This window comes from Halomonas sp. AOP27-A1-41, assembly GCF_052378605.1.
GTDB classification, from domain to species: Bacteria; Pseudomonadota; Gammaproteobacteria; order Pseudomonadales; family Halomonadaceae; genus Vreelandella; species Vreelandella citrativorans.
The window spans coordinates 20,967-43,422 of sequence record NZ_JBQSXT010000026.1; the positions used below are offsets into that span (position 1 = coordinate 20,967).

Annotated in this window: 18 protein-coding genes; 7 read left to right on the forward strand and 11 right to left on the reverse strand. The window is 52.4% G+C overall.

Annotated elements, in window-relative coordinates; genetic code table 11:
* Positions 1–163: 163 nt before the first annotated feature.
* The 3 genes from ACT3TC_RS14905 to ACT3TC_RS14915 all read left to right on the forward strand — a co-directional run bounded on the left by ACT3TC_RS14905 (position 164) and on the right by ACT3TC_RS14915 (position 3,383).
* On the forward strand, positions 164–973 hold the full coding sequence (locus ACT3TC_RS14905) for a Crp/Fnr family transcriptional regulator (protein WP_444640623.1): 810 nt from the start codon (positions 164–166) through the stop codon (positions 971–973).
* Positions 974–1,617: 644 nt separating this feature from the next.
* Positions 1,618–2,601, forward strand: a complete 984-nt coding sequence (gene thpD / locus ACT3TC_RS14910) for an ectoine hydroxylase (RefSeq protein WP_193057393.1) — start codon at positions 1,618–1,620, stop codon at positions 2,599–2,601.
* A gap of 116 nt (positions 2,602–2,717) precedes the next feature.
* Positions 2,718–3,383, forward strand: coding sequence for a fumarylacetoacetate hydrolase family protein (locus ACT3TC_RS14915; protein WP_172117345.1), 666 nt, complete (start codon positions 2,718–2,720; stop codon positions 3,381–3,383).
* A 94-nt stretch (positions 3,384–3,477) separates the two neighbouring features.
* Here ACT3TC_RS14915 and speA read toward each other — a convergent pair whose 3' ends face one another.
* A complete protein-coding gene (gene speA, locus ACT3TC_RS14920) occupies positions 3,478–5,391 on the reverse strand; it encodes a biosynthetic arginine decarboxylase (protein ID WP_444640625.1) in 1,914 nt (637 codons plus the stop codon).
* Positions 5,388–6,347 carry a homoserine kinase gene (locus tag ACT3TC_RS14925; protein ID WP_172117347.1) on the reverse strand — a complete coding sequence of 320 codons (960 nt, stop codon included), beginning with the start codon at positions 6,345–6,347 and terminating at the stop codon, positions 5,388–5,390. The genes speA and ACT3TC_RS14925 overlap by 4 nt, the downstream gene beginning before the upstream one ends.
* Before the next feature lie 163 nt (positions 6,348–6,510).
* Between ACT3TC_RS14925 and polA the strand changes: the two genes are divergently transcribed.
* A complete protein-coding gene (gene polA, locus ACT3TC_RS14930) occupies positions 6,511–9,285 on the forward strand; it encodes a DNA polymerase I (protein ID WP_172117348.1) in 2,775 nt (924 codons plus the stop codon).
* Positions 9,286–9,353: 68 nt separating this feature from the next.
* Here the strand turns inward: polA and ACT3TC_RS14935 are convergent, their stop codons facing one another.
* Entirely contained in the window at positions 9,354–10,379 is a 1,026-nt protein-coding gene (locus ACT3TC_RS14935; protein WP_444640627.1) for a Fe(3+) ABC transporter substrate-binding protein, read from the reverse strand.
* Positions 10,380–10,615: 236 nt separating this feature from the next.
* Here ACT3TC_RS14935 and ACT3TC_RS14940 point away from each other — a divergent pair, with 236 nt between their 5' ends.
* Complete coding sequence (locus ACT3TC_RS14940; RefSeq protein ID WP_444631184.1) at positions 10,616–11,716, forward strand: ABC transporter ATP-binding protein; 1,101 nt, start codon at positions 10,616–10,618, stop codon at positions 11,714–11,716.
* An 18-nt stretch (positions 11,717–11,734) separates the two neighbouring features.
* Here the strand turns inward: ACT3TC_RS14940 and ACT3TC_RS14945 are convergent, their stop codons facing one another.
* The 3 genes from ACT3TC_RS14945 to hisD form a co-directional block, all read right to left on the reverse strand.
* Entirely contained in the window at positions 11,735–13,435 is a 1,701-nt protein-coding gene (locus tag ACT3TC_RS14945) for an ABC transporter permease (RefSeq protein ID WP_444640629.1), read from the reverse strand.
* A gap of 177 nt (positions 13,436–13,612) precedes the next feature.
* Positions 13,613–14,365: an SDR family NAD(P)-dependent oxidoreductase gene (locus tag ACT3TC_RS14950; protein WP_444640631.1), complete on the reverse strand. Its 753-nt coding sequence runs from the start codon at positions 14,363–14,365 to the stop codon at positions 13,613–13,615.
* The gene (gene hisD, locus ACT3TC_RS14955) at positions 14,362–15,672 is read right to left on the reverse strand and encodes a histidinol dehydrogenase (protein WP_444640633.1); all 1,311 of its coding nucleotides are present in this window, start codon (positions 15,670–15,672) and stop codon (positions 14,362–14,364) included. Before hisD ends, ACT3TC_RS14950 begins: the two co-directional genes overlap by 4 nt.
* A gap of 200 nt (positions 15,673–15,872) precedes the next feature.
* Here hisD and ACT3TC_RS14960 point away from each other — a divergent pair, with 200 nt between their 5' ends.
* Both ACT3TC_RS14960 and ACT3TC_RS14965 read left to right on the forward strand, forming a co-directional pair.
* On the forward strand, positions 15,873–16,805 hold the full coding sequence (locus ACT3TC_RS14960) for a 3-hydroxyacyl-CoA dehydrogenase (protein ID WP_444640635.1): 933 nt from the start codon (positions 15,873–15,875) through the stop codon (positions 16,803–16,805).
* A gap of 77 nt (positions 16,806–16,882) precedes the next feature.
* Complete coding sequence (locus ACT3TC_RS14965; RefSeq protein ID WP_444640636.1) at positions 16,883–17,881, forward strand: LacI family DNA-binding transcriptional regulator; 999 nt, start codon at positions 16,883–16,885, stop codon at positions 17,879–17,881.
* An 18-nt stretch (positions 17,882–17,899) separates the two neighbouring features.
* Here ACT3TC_RS14965 and ACT3TC_RS14970 read toward each other — a convergent pair whose 3' ends face one another.
* The 5 genes from ACT3TC_RS14970 to ACT3TC_RS14990 all read right to left on the reverse strand — a co-directional run.
* Positions 17,900–19,270 carry an amidase gene (locus tag ACT3TC_RS14970; protein WP_444640638.1) on the reverse strand — a complete coding sequence of 457 codons (1,371 nt, stop codon included), beginning with the start codon at positions 19,268–19,270 and terminating at the stop codon, positions 17,900–17,902.
* 258 nt (positions 19,271–19,528) lie between these two features.
* Positions 19,529–20,167 (reverse strand): isochorismatase family protein, encoded by a 639-nt coding sequence (locus ACT3TC_RS14975; protein WP_444640639.1) that lies wholly within the window; start codon positions 20,165–20,167, stop codon positions 19,529–19,531.
* A 13-nt stretch (positions 20,168–20,180) separates the two neighbouring features.
* A complete protein-coding gene (locus ACT3TC_RS14980; RefSeq protein WP_444640641.1) occupies positions 20,181–21,491 on the reverse strand; it encodes a TRAP transporter large permease in 1,311 nt (436 codons plus the stop codon).
* Between the two features lie 23 nt (positions 21,492–21,514).
* On the reverse strand, positions 21,515–22,036 hold the full coding sequence (locus ACT3TC_RS14985; RefSeq protein ID WP_444640643.1) for a TRAP transporter small permease: 522 nt from the start codon (positions 22,034–22,036) through the stop codon (positions 21,515–21,517).
* A gap of 98 nt (positions 22,037–22,134) precedes the next feature.
* A partial coding sequence (locus tag ACT3TC_RS14990; protein ID WP_444640644.1) for a hypothetical protein occupies positions 22,135–22,456 on the reverse strand: 322 nt, incomplete at its 5' end.

The following is a 22,456-nucleotide window of genomic DNA, read 5'->3' on the forward strand; positions in this document are numbered from 1 at the left end:
TAGTTTAGTAGCATCCTTTATCCAAGTGGGGCAAATAAATAATCCTTGTTTATCTTTTTTTCGTTGACTATATTTTTTTGCCTCTTACCTATTTTAGTTATATAAACTTTTTACCTTTTGGCTATCATGTATAGCTTACGTCTAACTACAAAGGAGTGTAGAAATGGATAAGGTAATGGCAGGAAATTACGATATTATGGACAAAAAAAGCTTTAGCTTTAATGGTGGCACTGATGATTTCGATGCCTTGAGTTTTGATATAACACTAGAGAGTGTTCTGGGGTTGTATGGAGATTTGGGCAGCGACTCTTTAGAAAGCTTGCGGTCAACGCGCAAAAAACCGGTCGAATTAAAGAGAAATCAAAAGATGCTCTCATTATGTGATGGTCGGGCCGATATGTTTCTAGTAAAAGAAGGATGGGCGAGCCTTTGTCATACCACCGATAAGCGAGGCCAGGATATATGTAATGTATTTATGCCTGGCGATATCATCGGTGTTCGAGAAAGCTTTTTTGACAACCACGATATTACTATACTAGCGCTTACTAACTGTAAGTTTGAAAAAATATCGATCGAAGATATACATAAACTTTTTAAAACCGATATGGACGTTAGAAAAGCGGTAATGTCCTATATCATGGTCAATGACAATATTACGATTGAACGATTAAGAAGCTGTACGCACCACCGTTCTGAAGAGCGTGTTGCCCATTTTTTATTAGAAATTTATACGCGATTCTGCTTTAAAGGGTTGTTGAAGACCAATATTTACGCATTTCCTATTACTCAGGACGTGGTAGGCGAGCTATTAGGCATTACTAGTGTCCATGTTAGCCGCTGCATGACCGCGCTGGAGCAAAAGAAGTTTATACGTAAAACGAGGAGTAGTATTAAGCTCCTTAAGCCGGAGGAAATGGCGGCAGCAACAGGTTTTGATAGTGAGTTTATTTATGGTCATGTTCTTATAGAGTAGCGCTGTATCCGTATTTGAGTAGCTATATATTACGGGTTTTTAATGAAAGAGTTACGATAAATGATCAGTGAGTCGTATTTTCTTTTGGTTGGTTTTGTTGAGCTGTTGTCGTAGTTGTTTTTTGGTTTGAATGTTGGTCGTTGAGAATGAAATTGCCACTTTCTAAAGCCCTCTCCACTGGAGAGGGCTGTTGGCATGGCTTGGATAGCATGAAACCGCATGGCTGATTTGAGTTGGTAAAGTGTTTTAAAGTCAGTGCTAATAATCCCTTAAAGCGTCAATGTGGTGGCAAGGATGTTTTCCATCGCCACAGTCCAAGTATGAAAGCAGGTCAGACATTTAATAGCGAAAGACGGCTTTTAATAGAGCAATAAGCGATCTTTTTTATAATTCGTGAAAGCTCAACGTTTGTTATCTTTAGGGTTGGCGTTTTTAGTCAACTTTGGTTGGGTGTTGTAAGTAATTGACGAGTTTGATGAAATTTTAACCCATTAAGAAGGTTGAGACGTTAAAAGTCGCTTAAGCGATGTTGGTTTAATCCACGTTATAAAGGCTGTGTTATGCCTTGCAGAGACGTATAAGTTAGCTACCTTGTTATGGCAATGACATTGATCTGAAATTTAATCATACAAGGAGTGGATTAGATGACAGTCAGCAATCTATCTTTTCATAATGTGACCGCCCATAAGCATTACAGCGAGTTAGCGGATTCGCCCTCTTCGCAACATGCGAAATTTTATGACCCCTATCCATCGCGCTTGGCACAGCCTCCTCAAGCACTTTGGCAGGCGCGTCAGGACGCCGTTGTAAAAGGGCGTCACCTGTCAGGGCCTTTAAGCGAACCTCAACTGGATGAATTTGAACGTAAAGGCTTTTTGTTTATCCCGAATCTGATTAGCGGTAGTGAGCTTGATGAGCTACGTGCTGAGATGCAGGCACTTATGAGTACGGATGCTTACCGCGATAAAGACTTCAGTATTACTGAGCCTGAAAGTAACGAAATTCGTTCACTGTTTGCGGTACACCACCTTTCCGAACGCTTGGGCGCACTGGCCAGAGATGAGCGCGTGGCAGGTGCCGCTCGGCAGGTGATTGGTGATGATCCTTATGTGCATCAGTCACGCATTAACTACAAGCCGGGGTTCGCTGGTAAGGGCTTTAACTGGCACTCGGATTTTGAGACCTGGCACGCTGAGGATGGTATGCCTGGCATGCATGCAGTGAGTGCGTCCTTGATCCTGACCGATAATCACGAATTTAATGGCCCGCTGATGCTGATTCCTGGCTCGCACAAGAAGTTTGTGCCCTGCATGGGGGAGACGCCAATGGATAACCATAAGCGTTCGTTGAAAGCGCAGGAAGTGGGCGTGCCAAGCCCAGAGGCTCTCACTGAACTGGTTGCCGAGCACGGTATTGAAGCGCCGAAAGGTAAGGCCGGTGGGCTATTGCTGTTTGATTGCAATACACTGCATGCCTCAAACGCTAACTTGTCGCCGGACCCGCGCAGTAACGTGTTCTTCGTCTTTAACCGCCCCGATAATCGCTGCCGCGAGCCGTATGCGGCCCCGCAGCAGCGTCCGGACTTTCTGGCCCATGACCCAGGCCAAGAGTGGCGAGTCGATAAGTGATTGGGAGGATGAACGATAACCTCGTATTAGGTTGTGGAACATGCACATAGGTAGGGTAAACTGTTGCGTCTGTTGTTAAGAACGCGGCACGTATAATGAGAAGGAGAGTACCCGCCATGCGTCTTGTTCCACAATTTACTGACGGTCAGGCATTTCCCCATGCATTGGGCAAAGTCGTATGTGTTGGCCGCAACTATGCTGATCACGCGAAAGAGCTGGATAATCCCGTTCCCAGCGAGCCGCTGTTATTTATTAAGCCTGCGACGAGTGTCGTGGATATAGAGCAGCCGCTGAGCCCGCCTTTTTCTCAAGGCGATGTACACTACGAAACCGAACTGGCCCTGTTAGTTGGGGAAACCCTCACCCACGCGACGCCGGATGAAGCGGAACGTGCGATTGTGGGTATTGGTTTAGCGCTCGATTTAACACTACGCGATGTACAAACGAAGCTGAAAGAGAAGGGCCACCCGTGGGAGATTGCCAAGGGTTTTGATGGGTCTTGCCCGCTATCCAGATTCCTGCCGCTAAGCCGAGTACCCAACTGGAATGCGCTGGCCTTTACGCTGGAGGTTGATGGTGAAGCGCGCCAGCATGGGGAAGGTTCGGATATGATCTTTGCGATTCCCTCGCTGGTCGCGGAAATGAGCCGTCATTTCACGCTTGAGCCGGGCGATGTCATTTTAACTGGCACCCCCGCCGGTGTCGGTGAGTTAACTCGAGGCACATCACTGCGCTTAACGCTGACCGGCGGTCTGGAAGTGACAACCACTGTTACTGAATAAGCCAGCGTTGCATAGTGAAAGCGCCCCTTGGTCGTCCAGGGGGGACGCTTTCTATTGGTGCTGAAAAGTAAGGCAAAAAAGTAAGGCGATAGCGTTACTCTAAATACGTATAGCCTTCCAGTCCTTCGTGCAGGCTTGCCGCAAAGCTTTCCTGCTCTTGCTCTGAGAAATCGCTATTGACGATCTGCTCGGTCAGCTTTTGCATAAGTTCCTTGGTGTCAAAGTTGACGTAGGCCAGTACATCGGCAACGGTATCACCCGCCAGCGGATTGGAAAGCACCCACTCGCCGTGCTCGTTTAATGCGGCGTCAACCGAGTCGGTATCGCCGAACAGGTTATGCAAGTCACCCAGAATTTCTTGATACGCCCCCACCAGGAAAAAGCCTAGCCAGCGCTCATCTTCCGAGGGCCATTCGGGAAGGGGCAGGGTGCTTTCTACACCTTGTCCATCAACGTAGCTGTCGATACGTCCGTCTGAATCGCAGGTAATATCCTGAATGACAGCACGGCGTGTTGGGGGTTGATTCAACCCGCTTAATGGCAGCACCGGGAAAATCTGCTCAATGCCCCACACATCAGGCACCGACTGGAACAGCGAAAAGTTAACAAACAGCTTGTCAGCCAGCTTCTCGGCCAGCTCGTCCATAATTTCGCGGTGTGCCCGATTACGAGTATCCAATTGACTGCGCAAACGCGCACAGGCGGCCAAATACAGGCGCTCGCCTTCGGCACGGGCATTGATATCGCTCAGGCCCAGCACAAATCTGTCCTGTAACTCGCTTACTGCCTGCAAGAGGTCATGCCAGGCCTCGACCAGCATGCGCGGCTCCTGAGGCGTGGCAAGCTGGTCGAACACGCGCCACAGGGCATCAACCTGTATATCGTCCTGAGGCGCCTTCTCGGGCGGCGTATCATCAATGCGCTCTTCGCCAATCACGTTGGTAATAAGCACCGCGTGGTGGGCCGTCAATGCTCGGCCCGATTCGCTGATTAAATGGGGCTGAGGTAAATGGGACTCTTCGCACAGCTGAGCAAAGGCGCTCACTACGTTACGGGCATATTCGCGCATCGAGTAGTTGGCAGAGCAGTAACTGCGCGAGCGAGTGCCTTCATAGTCAATGCCCAGGCCGCCGCCCACATCGACCGTATCAATGGGCGCACCCAGAGTGATGAGGTTTTCATAAAAACGGGCGCACTCACGCAGACCGCGCTGAATGTCGCGAATATTGGCGATCTGCGAGCCCAAGTGGAAATGCACCAGTTGCAGGCTTGCCAAGGCGTCCTGGGCGCGCAGCGTTTCCACCACTTCCAGAATTTGGCTGGCAGTTAGGCCGAACTTGGACTTTTCGCCGCCGGTATTTTGCCACTTGCCTTTCCCCACTGAGGCCAGGCGCGCACGCAGGCCAATACGCGGTGTAACACCCAGCTCCCGGGCCTCTTCCATGATCATCGCAAGCTCGGAGAGCTTTTCCACGACCAGGTAAACACGGTGGCCAAGCTTCTCACCCAGCAGGGCAAGGCGCACGTACTCACGGTCCTTGTAGCCGTTACACACGATTAGCGATGACCCGCCGCCCGAGAGAGCAAGCACGGCAAGAAGCTCGGGCTTGCTGCCTGCTTCCAGGCCTACTCGGCCATTACCGCGCTCGGAAGTCGCCAGAATTTCCTCGACCACGCGGCGCTGTTGGTTGACCTTGATGGGGTAAACCGCCGTGTAGCCGCCCTGGTAGTCAATATCACTCATGGCAGCATCAAAGGCGCCGCACAGCTGTTCAACCCGGTCGTGCAGAATATCGCTAAAGCGCACCAGAACAGGCAAGCGTAGGCCCGCCTCCTGCAACTGAGTAACCAGCTCACGCAGGGGCAGGGTAGGGCCTTCGGCGTCGCTGCCCAAGGGGCGCACCAGCGCTTGGCCGTGGTCGTCTACATCAAAGTAGCCGCTGCCCCATTGGTCGATATTCCATGTGCGGCGAGCACTTAGTGCTGACCCACTTTGCGTTGCACTCATAAGTCAGCCTCAGGAAGAGGTAAGGCGCCATACGCAATGCGCGCGTTTAAGATGGTATGAAAACGCTCGGGGTCGTGAGGTGTTAAATCGTGAGCCGGTGGGTCAACGTAGACGACCAGCAGGCGCGATAACCAATAGCGTAGCGCCGTCATGCGCAGCATTATCGGCCATACGTCACGCTCCTCGTGGGTGAGTGGTCGGCGTGCCAGGTAAGCCCCCAGCAAGGCATTATAGCGCTCTGCATTGAGCGTGCCGTCTTCATTTGATGCCCAGTCGTTAATCACGATGGCGAGATCAAACAGTAGGTCACCAGTGCAGCCATTATAAAAATCAATGATGCCGCCAAGCTGATCGCCATCGAACAGCGTGTTGTCGCGAAACAGGTCACCATGGATAGCCCCTTGGGGCAGCTTGGCGTACTGACTGAAGGCGCTTTCAAAATCCTCGACTTCGTTTTTCATTAATGCCTGATCATCAGGGCTTAAGTACGCCAATACTTTATGGTGCATGGCCTGTAGCCAGTGCAAGTCGCGGGGGTTCGGGCGATGGCCGGAGAAGTGCTGTGAGATCACATGCAAACGCCCCAGCGTGTCCCCAAGCGCCCGGCACTGCGCCAGGTTGGGGGCGACGGGATGACGGCCCGGCATACGCGGAAATAGCAGGGCCGGTTTATCCGCCAGGCTGTGCAGTGCAATGCCATCGCGGTCATGAACCGGGCCTGGCACTGGCAAACGGTGTTCATCCAGGTAGTCCAGCAGGTCGACGAAGAACGGCAGCTCTTCATGTTCACCTTGTTCAAACAGGGTGAGCACCAGTTCTCGGCGCTGCGTGGTAACAAAAAACGTTGAATTTTCGGTGCCGCCCGCGACTCCTTGCAGAGATACAAAGCCACCAACATCAAAGTTGTCTAAAAACGTAGCGACCTGTGCGTCGCTAAGCGGGGTGAATACAGCCATGAAAGTCTCGCCCAGGTTGCTAAGCTGATTATTGTAGCGGCTTGCTGGCTGAGTTGGCAGCGTTGTTAAGCGCTTAAGCGTATTTGTATCCGCCAGTTTATTTCAGCCGCTGGCGCTTAGCGCGTATCATGACCCTATACTTTTTTTGCAATGGATATTGGTTATGGCCCGTGCCCCGATCGTGCTCGTCGATGGTTCCTCGTACTTGTATCGTGCCTTCCACGCGCTGCCGCCGTTAACAACCTCTAATGGCCAACCGACGGGAGCCGTTAAGGGCGTGCTGAACATGCTCAAACGGCTCATAAAGGATTATCCGCAAAGCCCAATGGCGGTGGTGTTTGATGCGCCGGGCAAAACCTTCCGTGATGAGCTCTTTGAAGACTACAAGGCGCATCGCCCACCGATGCCGGATGATTTACGCAGCCAGGTCGCCCTACTGCATGCCTGCGTAAAGGCGCTTGGCTTGCCACTTTTATGCATTGACGGCGTGGAGGCGGATGACGTGATAGGTACGTTAGCGCACCGTGCCACGCAGGCGGGTCGGGATGCAGTGATCTCCACCGGCGATAAAGATATGGCGCAGCTGGTGAATGCGCATATCACGCTGGTCAATACCATGAAAGATGAAACCTTGGATGAGGCCGGTGTGGAAGGCAAGTTTGGTTTGCCGCCTGCTCTGATTATCGATTACCTCGCCTTGATGGGCGATAAGGTCGATAACATCCCGGGCGTGCCGGGTGTGGGCGAGAAAACCGCCTTGGGGCTGCTGCAGGGAATGGGCGGCGGGCTGGATACCATTTACGGGGATTTAGAGCGGGTTAAAACGCTCTCGTTTCGTGGGGCCAAAACGTTATCCAAAAAGCTTGAAGAGCACCGTGAGCAGGCCTATCTCTCCTATCAGCTCGCCACCATCAAAGTCGACTGCGATCTGCCGGTTGGGCTGGATAATTTAGATATTGCGCACCCGGATCGCGAACAGCTGGTTGCGCTTTATAAAGAGCTTGAATTCAGGCAGTGGCTGGCTGAACTGCTGGAGGGAAAAGATGAAGGCGTGGATGACGTAAAAGGCGGCGAACCGGTATCTGACGATGCTGAGGAAACCAGTGATGCGCAGTCAGCCAGCCCTCAAGAGCGCCAGGACCATGTCATCGTTGAGCAAAGCGAACTGGACGCTTGGCTCAAGCGCTTAAAAAGCGCCAAGCGGTTCTGTTTTGACCTGGAAACGACCAGCCTGAATTACATGGAAGCCGAAATTGTGGGAATTGGCCTGGCGCTCGACGCCGGTGAAGCGGCCTATATTCCGCTGGCCCACGACTATTTGGATGCTCCCGCTCAGTTGGATAGAGCCAAGGTTTTAGCTGCGCTTAAACCGCTGTTCGAAGATCAAAAGACCATCAAGATTGGCCAGAACCTCAAGTACGATATTTCCGTATTGGCCAACTACGACATTATCGTTGCTGGAACGCTGGCCGATACCATGCTGGCCTCTTATGTATTGAATTCCACGGCAACGCGCCACGACATGGATTCGCTGGCGCTTAAGTACCTGGGCGAGAAAACCACCTCGTTTGAAGAGATCGCTGGTAAAGGCGCCAAGCAGCTGACCTTCAACCAGATAGCGTTAGAGCAGGCAGCACCTTATGCCTGTGAAGATGTGGATATTACCCTGCGCTTGTACGATGTGTTGCGTCCGCAGGTAGATAAAGAGGGGCGCCTGGCCCAGGTGCTGGATCACCTGGAGCTGCCGCTGATCAAGGTGATTTCCCGCATTGAGCGTAACGGCGTGGCGATAGATGCTGAGCGCCTACACGCGCAGAGCCAACAGCTGGATAAGCGCATTCGTGAACTGGAAATTGAGGCGTTTGACCTGGCCGGGCGTGAGTTTAATCTGGGCTCGCCCAAGCAGTTAGGCGAAATTCTGTTTAATGAGCTGAAGATCCCTGTTCTCAAGAAAACACCCAAAGGCGCGCCGTCAACGGCCGAAGCGGTGCTTGAGGAGCTGGCACTGGATTACCCGCTGCCCAAGGTCATCATGGAGCATCGCGGGCTTTCCAAGTTGAAGTCCACCTACACCGATAAGCTGCCGCGCTTGATCAACAAGGCAAATAACCGAGTACACACCAGTTATCACCAGGCGGTCACCGCCACCGGTCGTCTCTCTTCATCGGACCCGAACCTGCAGAACATCCCCATTCGCACCGAAGAGGGGCGCAAGATTCGCCAGGCATTTATTGCTCGGCCTGGCTATCGCATCGTTGCCGCCGACTACTCGCAAATTGAGCTGCGCATCATGGCGCACCTTTCAGAAGACAAGGGCCTGCTGGAAGCGTTTGCCGAGAATCGCGATATCCACACGGCCACTGCCGCGGAAGTCTTCGGCACCGCGCTGGACAAAGTGTCCAGTGATCAGCGGCGTAGTGCTAAAGCGATTAACTTCGGGCTGATTTACGGTATGAGCGCGTGGGGCCTTGCGCGCCAGCTGCATATCGAGCGCAATCAGGCGCAAACCTATATCGACCGCTACTTTGACCGCTACCCAGGCGTAGCTCGCTATATGGACCGGATTCGCACCCAAGCCGCGGAAGATGGGTTTGTGGAAACCGTGCTGGGGCGCCGCCTGTACCTGCCGGAAATCCACTCGCAAAACCGCAACCGCCGTCAGGGCGCTGAGCGTACCGCGATCAACGCGCCCATGCAGGGCACCGCCGCGGATATCATCAAACAGGCCATGATCGACGTGGACGCTTGGCTTGCAGAGGGCGAGTTCGATGCGCTGATGGTCATGCAAGTACATGATGAACTGGTGTTTGAGGTGAAAGAAGAGCAGGTGGAAGCGTTTATTGGTGAAGTGCAAACGCGTATGCAAGCCGCCGCCGAGCTTAAAGTACCGCTGATTGTTGAAGCCGAAAGCGGGGTTAATTGGGATGAAGCGCATTAAAAAGTAAATAGTGCTCACATGAAAACGGCCCGCCAAGTGGCGGGCCGTTTTGTATGCGTGGGGAGGGCTTAGCGCCAGCTGACGCGGTCAAAAATACGAATGGCTTCGGGGTTATTCTCACCCAGCACATTAATATTCAGCTCATCCTTTTTGAAGTCACCCCATGACTCTAATACCGGGTCTTTCTTGACACCGTCGACGACCGGGAACTCATAGTTACGCTCGGCGAAGATTTCCTGGGCGCCATCAGACGATAAGAACTCCAGGAATTTAATGCCGTTTTCCGGGTTTTGCGCATTGGCTACCAGGCCAGCACCGCCAACGTTAACGTGGGTGCCACGGTCGTTCTGGTTGGGGAAAATTACCCCCACCTTGCGCGCTGCTTCACGGTCAGACTCGCTGTCGGAATGGAGCATACGAACATAGTAGTAGTGGTTGGCAACGGCCAAGTCACACTCGCCGCTGGCGACCCCAAGAATCTGGTCAGTATCGCCACCTTCCGGGTTGCGCGCCAGGTTGTTAACCACGCCCTGGGCCCACTCTTCTGCACCCTCTTCACCGTGATGCTCAATCATGGACGCAAGCAGCGACTGGTTATAGATGTTGTTGGAGGAGCGAATGCACAACTGGCCTTCAAACCGAGGATCGGCTAAATCTTCGTAGCTTTCGATCTGGCTGGGGTCGAAGTTATCGCGGTTATAGAAAATTACCCGTGCACGCTGGCTAAAGCCAAACCATAAATTGTCAGGCTGGCGCATTGACTCCGGCAGACGCTCGCTCAGTACCTCAGAATCCACGCTTTGGAACAGGCCGTCCTGCTCGGCGCGCCATAAACGGCCCGCATCGACCGTCAGCATGACGTCGGCGGGGCTGGCAATGCCCTCACGCTGCATGCGCTCCATCAGTTGGTCGGAGTCGCCTTCCAGAACGTTCACTTCGATGCCCGTCTCGTCGGTGAACGCTTTATAGAGGATTTCATCCGAATCGTAGTGGCGGGCAGAGTAAATGTTAACCGCATCGGCAAGTGCTGTACTTGATACAGCAGCGCCCGCAAGAATGGCGGCGATAGAGACTGAAAGACGTGTTGTTTTCATATAGTTAGCGTCCTAAATGATTATGAGAATAAGTTGCATTAAGTTTTAGTATTGAATACTTTCGCAGTACCCGCGTCAAGGGAAAAAAGAACAAGGTGTTCGTGGTTGTGCAACCCTGCGTGCATATCAAGCGAATGAAAAATACAATGGTGTTGATATTCAACGCAGCCTGCCTAGCAGCACGCCAAAAGTGCTGGCTAAGTGAGACGCTGATTAAATGAGGTAATGGTGACATTATGGCAGTAACCGTATCAGCTCCCGATAACGCCACGTTACAGGCGCTTTCGCTACACGATGTCCACCATACGTATGCAGCAAACCAAGTGGTGAAAGGTGTCTCGTTAGAGATTTCCCCTGGAGAAGTCGTGTGCCTGCTGGGGCCATCGGGATGCGGTAAAACCACGCTATTACGTATTGCCGCAGGGCTGGAAGCCCTTCAACAAGGTAGCGTTAGCCTGGAAGGGCAGGCCGTCGCATCACCTGGCCAGCGTCACCTTCCGCCGGAAAAGCGTAATGTCGGCCTGGCATTTCAGGACTCGGCGCTTTTCCCTCACTTAAGTGTGCTGGAAAACGTCACCTTTGGGCTCAAACAGATGCCCGCGCGCCAGCGCCGCGAACGCGCGGTGGAGCTGTTGACTCAGTTGGGGATGGCGGATTACATCGATACCTACCCGCACATGCTGTCTGGCGGGCAACAGCAGCGCGTCGCCTTGGCCCGGGCGCTTGCGCCAACACCCAAGTTGATGCTACTCGACGAACCCTTTTCAAGCCTGGATGCACGGCTGCGTGACCGCATTCGCGACGACACGCTGCACGTGCTGAAAAAACTGGGGTCAGCCACGTTACTGGTGACCCACGACCCGGAAGAAGCCATGTTTATGGCTGACCGAATTGCCCTCATGCGCGATGGCCGAATTATTCAAACGGGCACGCCGCGCGAGCTTTATTGCACGCCGGTCGACCCGTTTGTGGTGACCTTTTTTGGTGAAGTAAATGAACTCAGCGGCACGGTTAAGCAGGGCCGTGTGCAGACCCCGGTAGGTGAAATAGATGCCAGCTGGCTGCCCGAAGGCAGTAAGGCGCGGATTATGATTCGCCCTGAGGCGCTGCGGCTTCAGGAACGCGACTTGCCCGCAGCCGCCCACCGCCATAGCCATGTGGTCATGGCAAAGCTACTCGGGCGTTCCAGCCTCATTCATTTGTGCGCCCACGGGGCTGATGGCCAGGAGGCGCATCTACATGCCCGCGTGCCTGGCGTCTTTCTGCCCCAGGAGGGCCAGCCGATTGATATCGACCTGGACCACTCTCAGGTGTTTGTTTTTCAGGATGAAGCCTAGGTAGACTTCCCCGTAGATTTACTGAGTATGGCTGCCGGGCCGCGCCCGGCGCATGGCCAGGCTAAGCAGAATCACCGGCAAGATGCCGACCACCACAATAGCCAGCGACGCGGTGGAGGCCTCAGCCAAGCGCTCATCAGACGCCAGGCTATAAGCACGCACCGCCAGAGTATCGAAGTTAAACGGCCGCAGGATAATCGTCGCAGGCAGTTCTTTCATCACATCCACAAACACGAGAATTCCTGCGGCCAGCAGGCTGCTGCGCATCAGCGGCGTATGAATACGGCGCAGCGTGCCACCTGCGGTCTGGCCTAAAGTGCGCGAGGCGGCGTCCATATTGGGAGTCACTTTGCCCAGGCTTGCCTCAACCGCATTAAATGACACGGCCAAAAAGCGCACGACATAGGCATAAATTAAAATAAACGCCGAGCCGCTAAACACCAGGCCGATAATTTTTCCGTAGTGGGCGTGTAGCCACGTATTCAGCGTGTTATCCAGCCAGGCAAAGGGAATCAAGATACCTACCGCAACCACCGAGCCGGGAATGGCATAGCCCATCGCGGCGATTCGGGTAAATAGCCGGGCACCGGGTGAGTTATGTAGCCGAACGCTATAGCTCAGCAGTACTGCCAGGCCCACGGCAATCAGCGCCGCGACCATGGCAAGGCTGAGGCTGTTGGTAGCGAAGCGGATAAAGCGCGTGCCCAGCAGGGCGTCACCCTGCTGAATGGCAAGGTTCAGCAAGATGCCGCTCGGCAATAAAAAGCCGATGACGATAGGCAGCAAGCAGGCGAGTGTTGCGCCGAGGGCGCGCCAGCCATGCAGGCGGTACTCGGGCAACTGTTGGTAGCGGTTGGTGGTATGAAAATAGCGCCGCTTCCCGCGCGAGAAGCGCTCCAGCAGCACCAGCACAATCACAAACGTTAGCAGGCAGGCGGCTAGCTGAGCGGCTGCCGCGGGCTCGCCCAGCCCAAACCAGGTGCGGTAAATGCCGGTGGTAAAGGTATCTACGCCAAAAAACTGCACCGCGCCAAACTCGTTGAGGGTTTCCATCAGTACCAGCGAAACGCCGCCCACCAGGGCGGGGCGCGCCAGCGGCAGGGCAACGCTTGCAAACAGGTGCCAGGGGCCACGACCCAGCGTGCGCCCTACATCGAGTACGCATACCGATTGCTCAAGAAAGGAGGCGCGGGCGAGCAAATAAACGTAGGGATACAGCACAAACGTGATCAGCGTCGCGGCGCCGCCTAACGAGCGCACGTTGGGGAAATAGTAGTCGCCGTACTGCCAGTCAAACCACCCGCGAAGCGCACTCTGTAGCGGCCCTGCCACCTGCAAAAAATCCGTGTAAGCGTAGGCGATGACATAGGTGGGCACCGCCAGCGGTAATAAAAGTGCCCATTCAAAGATTCGTTTGCCCGGGAAGCGACACATCACCACCAGCCAGGCGCTACCGGCGCCCAGGATTAACGTGCCCAGCCCCACCCAGAGCACAAGCCAAAAGGTATTCGACAGATAGCGGCTCAACACGGTGCTCGCCAAGTGCTGCCAGACGCCTTCCGTCGGCACAAAGATATAGCTCAAGACAACCAGAATCGGCAATGCCACCGTCAGCGCAATCAAGAACAACGCACATGACCAGGGTGTGAGTGATAGCGTAAAGCGGGAAATACCATCTGAAAATAGAGCCAATCGTGAACGGCGAGCGGGAATTGGCACGTCGTTGTCTCCTGGAGCGAGGCGGACAGCGCTGACATTCGTCAATGCGAAAAAGTAACGGCTGCAAATAGTATCACTTGGACACTGCAGCTGCAGCTAACCCGTTATCCATATAAAACCCCCCGCGTGAGAGCGGGGAGTTGGCAGGTCAAGCATGGCGGGTACATTATTGTGTTTTTATCGAGCCGTCCAACCACCATCCACCATTAACGCGCTGCCTGTTATCAAAGCAGCCGAAGGTGAGGCTAAAAAAACAACGGGGCCCATCATATCTTCGACCTGACCTAATCTTCCTAGAGGAATATTGGCGATGACGCTCTCTAGGAATCCAGGTTCATCAAAGTAGGATCGCGTCATTGCGGTTTCAATAAATGTTGGGCAAATAGAGTTTACGCGAATATGACGCGGACCAAGCTCTACTGCCATAGCGCGTGTCATGCCTTCTACTGCCGATTTTGATGCGCAATAAAGGCTGCGATTGGTCGCTCCTACATGCCCCATCTGGGAGGACATATTAATAACGCTACCGCCAGCGGGCATGTTTGCTACTACTGTTTGAGTTATGAAGTAACAGGCGCGCACATTGAGATCCATCACGGCGGCATAGTCATCAGTGGTGACATCATTAAGCGGTTTGGGGCGATTAGTGCCTGCATTATTGACCAAAATATCAAACGTCTGTTCGGCTAGATGCTGCGTAACTGCTGTTTGATCACCAACATCTAACGCCAAGGCCTCCGCGTTGTGACCTGCGTTTTGCAGGGCAGCCACTGCTTCATTGAGCGTTTGCTTTCCACGTGCCAGCAATGTGACGTTGGCGCCTGCCTGCGCTAGCGCGCAGGCAGCGGCAAGGCCGATCCCCTGGCTTGCGCCCGTTACAAGCGCCCGCTTACCGTCTAATCGTTGATTGGGTGTTTGTGGTAGTTTCATGATTCCACCGCAGACGCGTAAGGGACATCTTTATGGCCGTAGCGGCGCACGCGTTCATTAGCCTGTTCGCCGTGTCCTACAAACCCTTCTAAAGCGCATAATCGTGAGCAATAGCTGCCAATTTCCGCCGAAGCTTCGTCTGTTAGTACACGTTGGTAAGTACACGTTTTAAGAAACTTGCCTACCCACAGGCCGCCAGTGTAGCGGGCGGCTTTTTTGGTCGGCAAGGTATGATTAGTGCCGATTACTTTATCGCCAAACGCTACGTTGGTGCGTGGTCCTAGGAAAAGTGCGCCATAGTTGGTCATTCTTTCTAAATAAAATTCGGGATCTTCGGTCATTACCTGAACGTGCTCGTAGGCCATCTCATTGGCGACCTGCAACATTTCGTCGTGGCTATCGCAGATAATTATCTCACCATGTGCTTCCCATGCTTTACGAGCTATCTCGGCTGTCGGCAACTTCTGAAGCAGCTCTTCAATGGCTGCCAAAGTATCGTTGGCGAGCTTCTCCGAATTGGTTAGTAGTGCCGCCGGTGATGTTGGCCCATGTTCTGCTTGGCCTAGCAGGTCGGTAGCACATAGCAGGCCATCAACACTTTCATCGGCAATTACCAGCGTCTCTGTGGGGCCTGCAAATAGGTCAATACCGACACGGCCAAACAGCTGGCGCTTGGCTTCGGCTACAAAAGCGTTCCCAGGGCCGACCAACATATCGACAGGCTCTATCGTGTCAGTACCAATTGCCATCGTACCAACCGCCTGTACACCCCCAAGCACCAAGATCTCATCGGCACCGGCTAAATGCATGGCCGCCACAATGGCCGGATGGGGCTTACCTTTATAGGGAGGGGCGGCAGCAACCACACGTTTCACACCCGCCACCTTGGCCGTAAGCACACTCATATGAGCCGATGCTACCATTGGGTAGGCACCGCCAGGAATATAGCAACCCACAGAGTTTACTGGCAGGTGTTTATGACCTAGCACTACACCAGGGTGAGCTTCTATTTCTACTGGTTGCATTGAGGCGAGTTGCGCTTCTGCAAAACGACGAATCTGAGCTTGCGCAAAACGAATGTCTGCAAGATCGCGCTCAGGCACTTCACTCATTGCTTTAGCAATGTCTTCGTCGCTTAAGCGAAAAGAGTTAGGCGACCAATTATCAAACTTTTCCGATAACTCGCGTACCGCTCTATCACCGTTAGCTTCGATATTGGCGAGGGTTTTTTCAACTGTTTCACGAACTTGGCGATCAGCTTCAGCACGTGTTTCAACCGAAGCGCCTATCTTGAGGTGACGAATCATTTTAAAAACTCCATCTTGGCTTTGGCGTTGTTTTTGCTGGGCAATCTTGAGATAAGGAATCGAACCTTACTGGCAAGATAAAACTAGGCTAGGTGTTTTTGCATACGAATGCAAAAAGTTTTGTGAGTGCTATAGTATGTGTCATGTAAGTTTTTTTCGTATTACACGTTTGTAATACCGCAAACTAAGAGGGGTACATAATGGCTATGCAAATTGCAGTAGTTGGGGCGGGGCTCATTGGACGCGCCTGGGCGATAGTGTTCGCCAGAGCTGGGCTTGATGTACGGTTGTACGATGTCGACGCAGAGCAACTTGGCCAAGTCATCAGCCGAATAGACAAGTCGCTTCAAGATTTAAAGAGTGCCGGTTTGCTGGATGAGCCTGCGTTAGTTTTATCGCGTATCACGGTACAGCCTGATTTAGAGGCTGCGCTTGCAGGCGTCTCTTACGTTCAAGAGTGTGGACCGGAAAACGTAAGCGCTAAAAAAACGATGTATACGCAGCTTGAAGCCGCATCTGACCCAAATACCATTCTTGCAAGCTCTACCTCGGGGATCGTGGCCTCGCAGTTTAGTGGGCACTTGCGCCATTCAGAGCGCTGCTTGGTCGCACATCCGGTTAATCCGCCTTATCTCATTCCGTTAGTTGAAGTTGTTCCTTCCCCTGAGACCAGTCCTCAGGTCGTGGAGCGTACCCTAGCATTGATGCGAGAGATCCAACAGGAGCCAATCTTGGTACAGAAAGAGGTGCAGGGATTTATTTTGAATCGTCTACAAGGGGCGTTGCTTAATGAAGCGTTACGGCTTTTCCGTGACGGCTACGTGTCGGCGGAGGATCTCGATAAGACAGTTAAGCATGGATTGGGTTTGCGCTGGTCATTCATGGGCCCCTTTGAAACAATAGATCTGAACGCTCCAAGTGGTGTCGTTGACTACGCTGGCCGCTATGGTCCTCTTTACCGCGACGTCGATAACCAGAGGAGTACATCGAACCCCTGGGCGACAGAAACGCTCCAGCAGTTAGATGATGAACGTCGTAGGGCGCTGCCAGTCAGTCAGCTGAATGAGCGTCAGATATGGAGAGACCGTCGCCTTATGGCATTAATGGCGCACAAGCAGCAAGTGAAGGATTAACAATAAAGAAATGACCAGATATGTAGTTGGCCAATGCTAGACCCCAGCATTTCCCCTATTACGCAAATGAGGTGTAAATGAAAAAGCGGCCGGTGACATCGCAACAGGTGGCTGCGTTAGCGGGAGTGTCGCAGTCGGCGGTGAGCCGCTGCTTTTCGACGGATGCCAGTATTGCGCCTAAAACGCGTGAAAAGGTGCTAGCGGCCGCGAAGCAACTTGGGTATCGGCCCAACCACATCGCGCGATCGCTCATCACCCGCTCCTCTCGCACGATAGCGGTCGTTATGTCGCAGCTCGATAATCCGTTTTACGCACAGATGTTGAATTGTACTGCCCACCAACTTCAGCAGTATGGCTATCATTTGCTGCTGTTTATGAGTAGCGACGAAGAGCAGTCGGCAAGTATTATGGCGAATATTTTACAAAGCCAAGCGGACGGTATTTTGATGCTGGCGGCTAGGCTCTCGTCTTCGTTTGCTCAGGAGTGCATTGAACGCGGCATTCCGGTAACACTAATAAATCGCACCGTCGCGTTTGAGGGCGTGAGCCAAGTAGCTAGTGATAATTATCGCGGTGGCTATTGGGTCGGGGAACTACTGGTTAAGCGCGGCTACGAGCGAATTGCATTCATTGCAGGCTTGCCGGAATCCTCGACCAGTAGCCAGCGCCGTCAAGGTTTTTTAGCGGCCCTTGCCGATCATGGTAGCCACTGTTGGGCTGAAGCACAGGGCGACTATCAGTTTGCGACGGCCCAGGCAGCTACCCGTACGATGTTTGCTAATGCTCCATATCCAGATGCCATCTTTGCTGCTAACGACCACATGGCCGTGGCCGTTATCGACACGCTAAGAGCCGAGTTAGGACTGCGTGTTCCTGAAGATGTGGGGGTGGTCGGGTTTGATAATATGCCTATTGCGAGTTGGCCGAGCTATCAGCTCACCACTGTTGAGCAGCCGTTAGAGGAGATGGTGATTGAAGCCATCCGATTACTATTGGGCCAAATCGATACAGGTCTGGTAGCGGGTGAAAGTAAATTACTCTCAGTAGTGCCCATCGTTCGTCGTAGTACTCGGTGAATAAATAGCTGGTTTCCTTTAAAATGGCGCTACGAGATTGGTAATATTAGTAGCCTGCTCAAATGCATTCGCAGCACTCAGCAGAGTTCGTTCATCGAATGGTTTGCCGATAAGCTGAAGCCCAACAGGTAGGCCTGAACGGCTAAAACCACAGGGTTGAGCAATAGCCGGAAGCCCTAGGTAGTTAGTCAGCCGAGTACAGTGGCTAAGTGCAGTAATCATTTGACTCATTTGTGGATTTGCTTGCATGTCCACTGCTTTTAGAGTGGGTACAGGCTGTCGAAGAACAGGTGCATGCAGTAGGTCGCAGTGTTGATAAACTGCGTCTAAAAAACGCTTTGTATGAAAGGCGCGTAATTGCTTAGCATTCACATAGGCGCTTGCAGGCAGTAAATATCCATTGAGCAGGCGTGCACGGGTTTGGGTTCCATAGTAACTATGCACTTCCTCCAGATACTCCGCGTGGTAGGCCGCCGCCTCACTGCCTAGTACTATATAGGCTAAGCTGGTAAGAATATCGTGATCAGGAACGGTGACCTCGACCAGCTCGCATCCTAAGCGTTCAAAGTGGGCAAGACTTTCCTGCATTAACTGGGCAATTTCATTATCGATATCGTCGTAGTAATAATTGTTGGGTATGCCAATTTTAAGACCCTGTAGCGAATGCCCTAATCTTGACTGGTAGCCGGTAGTAGTTGGCTCTTCCATTAGACAGTCCATCATTATCGCCACATCTCTAGCGCTACGAGCCAATGGGCCGACGCAGTCAAGAGAGCGCGCCATAGGCATTACGCCACGCGTTGGCACCAAGCCGTTGGTAGGTTTTAGCCCCACAACACCACAGGCTGCAGCGGGTATACGTATAGAGCCACCTGTGTCCGACCCGAGCGCTCCAACAACCAGTCCGGCTGCTACTGCTGCGGCCGAGCCACTTGAGGAACCTCCCGTCATATAGTCTAAATGCCATGGGTTGTGGCAGGCACCGAAGTGCTCATTGTGTCCTGTTGCGCCAAATGCAAACTCAGCCATATTAAGCGTGGCAATTTGAATAGACCCCGCTTTATCCAACTGCCTCAGAACCTGTGAGGTTTCGTCGGGAATGTGATGGCCTGGCGGAGCCGTACCGAACGTACATACCGCGCCCTGGCGATAAAACATATCTTTATGGGCGACAGGTAAGCCCGCTAGGGGGCTTGAAAAAGAGGTACGCGCTAGTTCGCTCAAACGCGATTGGGCATGCTGCTCGGTTACTTTAATGCAGCAGTTCACTTTAGGTTGAGCGTGCCGTATGGCGGATAGACTGTCATAAATCAGTTCTTGGCGGCTAATGGTTTTCTTCTGCAAAGCCTCCTGGGCTGTCAGAATGCTCCAGTGACGAGGGTTGGTCATAATGGCTCCAGGGATGTTGGCCGATAGCGACAAAGGAGCCTTTCAAACATGCCTTCATCATGATTAAAAGTGCTGCCCGCCCTTAATCGACTAATGCTTAAGTCGTGGAGCACCGTTGCTAGCATGGCTGCCGTTCGCTCCACATCTCCTGGGTGAGCAGGCGCACCTGTATAGTGTGCATAGTTAGCACTAACTGCCTGGAACCAATAGGTGGAACTGGCAGCGCCTTGCGGCGTGCCAGAATTGTTGAAGTGGGGGTCAAGCACGGTTGTTACTCTGAAGGTGGGAGATCACATTCTGCATACTCATTACATCGCCATATTTGGCATTAATGTCGAACAAGTTAGCCTCGTGGGGGGCAGGGTGGCGATCTCCCACACACTCCTGCGGTACAATCACTTTAAACCCATATGAAATCGCATCTACCACTGAAGCGCGTACACAGCCACTGGTAGAGCAACCAGTAATAATCACGGTATCAATACCCTGCTTTACAAGCATCGAAACTAGGGGAGTACCAAAGAAAGCGCTTGGATATTGCTTACAAATTACCGCTTCGTTAGCGCTGGGTATAACGTGGTCATCAAATTGAGTTAACGGGTTGTCTTCTATCATCTCCCGTAGGATGGGTAGCTTTTCAACAAATACACCGCCGTTATCACCACTAGGCAGATAAGTGACGCGAGTGTGTATGATAGGAACATTAAGTCCCCGCGCGGTGTTATAGAGCTCTTCCGCATACTTCACCGCTGAGACAACACCCTCCGCATAAAGTCCGCTGCCCTCTGTGGTGTAAGACTTCATGAAATCTATGGCCAGAATAGCAGGCTTGCTGCCAAACCCCGTGGAGCCTTTAAAAGTGTCTTGGTAGTTCTGTTGCAGACTGGTATCGGTCATTGTGATCTCCACGTTATAAGAGGCTGGGTAGCCAGGTGGCTAGTGCAGGGAAAATAGCGATGATAACCATGGCAATGATAAATACACCGACAAAAGGCCATGCCGCTGAGTATAGGTCGCTGATCCGTAGCTCGGGGACTGCCGCTTTAAATGCGAACAGTACGTAACCAAAGGGAGGGGAGAATCCGCCAATCGTCACGTTGATGAGGAATAGTACCCAGAACCATAGTGGGTCGAAGCCTAGCGCTGCGATTACAGGAACATAGATAGGGATAATCACAATGCTAATGGCGATCTGATCCATGAACATGCAGAAGATGAAAGGAATCAACATCATGATCAGCAGCATTAACAATGGATCGAACGGGGCATTAACGACCATTTGAGCAATCGCAGAAGTGGCGCCGCTCAGAGAAAGCAGCTGGCTAAATAGCTTGGAGCTTGCCATGATAATCAGAATAATAGCTGATACCACGGCTGCAGACTCGAGAGATTCTTTGACCATTTTCCATGATAGTTTGCGGTAATAAGCCGCTGCCAGAAGTGAGCCCACGACACCTGAAGCCGCCGACTCTGAAGGCGTGGCAATACCAAGTAGAATAAAGCCCATGACAAAGAAGATGATGACACTAAATGGGATAAGCCGTGCTAGAGCGACGGCTTTTTGCTTCATTGTGGTACGGGGTATATCGCTCTGCGAGGTTTTGCCTGCTAAGGCAGGGTTAATGGCAATGCGTATGCCTGTATAAGCGAGTATCAGGCTTGCGATTACTATGCCGGGAATAACGCCTGCGATTAGAAAGCGTGAAATAGAGAGATTGGCCAGCATGCCGATGACAATAATGAGTACGCTGGGCGGTATGATCGGGGCAAGGTTGGCGCCACCAAGAATGGCGCCGATCGATAGTCGACGGTCGCAGCCCCGGGCAAGCATTTGGGGGAGCAGGGAGCGGCCAAGCATTGCGACAACACCCATCGCTGCGCCAGAAAGCGCACCAAAGATTGTGCCTAGCGCTGCTGAGAGTACGAAGTCCCGACCTTTCACTCGCCCTATCAGAGTATCAGTGGAGCGGAAGACCGCATCAGTTGCGCCTGATCTAAACAGTAGCTCGCCCATTAGAATAAACAGAGCAATGGTTGCCAGCGAGGCTGAAGAAAGGGTGTCATAGATGCTGTTAGTGAAAATGCTGAAGCCGCGCCCACCAAAGAAATGGAGAGCGCCCAGCAAGTTGGTAATTAAAAACGCGACAAATACCGGCACACCTAAGATAAATAGAAGCAGCAGTATGCCTAGGCCAGCCAGTAGAGTATGAAACCATTCCATTAACGTTCTCCATTAAAAGGTGCTTAATTAGCCCGTGGCACCTGCTCGACTTTACTGGCGCGAAGTTCTTCAATGCTGGCGCGAATAAAATAGAGACCTGAATTGATAAACCCGTAGGCAATAGCGGCACTCATCCACCAGCGTGGCACTGATACAACTGCCATGGTGCGGATGCCGCGGTCGTATTGGCGCATTGCTTCTTCTACGGCATACCAGCCCGCCCAAATACATGCGCCTGCCGCCAACATGAAGAGCAACGCATTGAAGATATGTTGAGGGAGTGGTGGAAGAGCATCGCGGATAAAGGTAATTTCAATATGGCCGCGATTTTTAGTGACGCGAGGGGCAAGGAGAAACGTTGAAAATAGTAGTGCGTAGCCAGTGTAGTCAGAGATCCATTGGGTAGGATTGCGGAAGAAATAACGAGCTGTTATTTCGTAGCAAAACATGCACAAAATAGCGAGCAAAGCCAGAACGCCTAACCAATATCCAATGCTAGTAATAGCATCGTGAACTTTACTGCTGTATGAAAATAGCTTGTTCATCGTACTCCCCGAAAAGTCAGCACAATTAAGAGCGAGACACACGTCAAACACCGCTGCTACTCATTAATAAGCGGCAGCGGGTAAGATGCGGCGTGTGATTAGGGAGTAAGGCCAGCCTCTTGCGCGAGTGCGCGAATACGTTCAGCAGGCTCACCTGAGATTCGAATGGCTTCTTCCCATAACCCATCTGCGAATGCTTGATCTAGCATTGCTTGCTGCTCATCGCCCAGGTAAGTGAGCTCAGCGCCCACTTCTTCCATTAGCTCGGTTTCTTCTTCAATCAAACGCTCATAATGGGCGAGAGAGACGTCTTCGAGTTCACGGCCAATTTCGAGAAATACTGCCTGATCTTCCTCGGGGATTTCCATCCAATAATCCTCATTAAAGACCACCATTAAGCTTGTGACCCCAAAGCCTGGG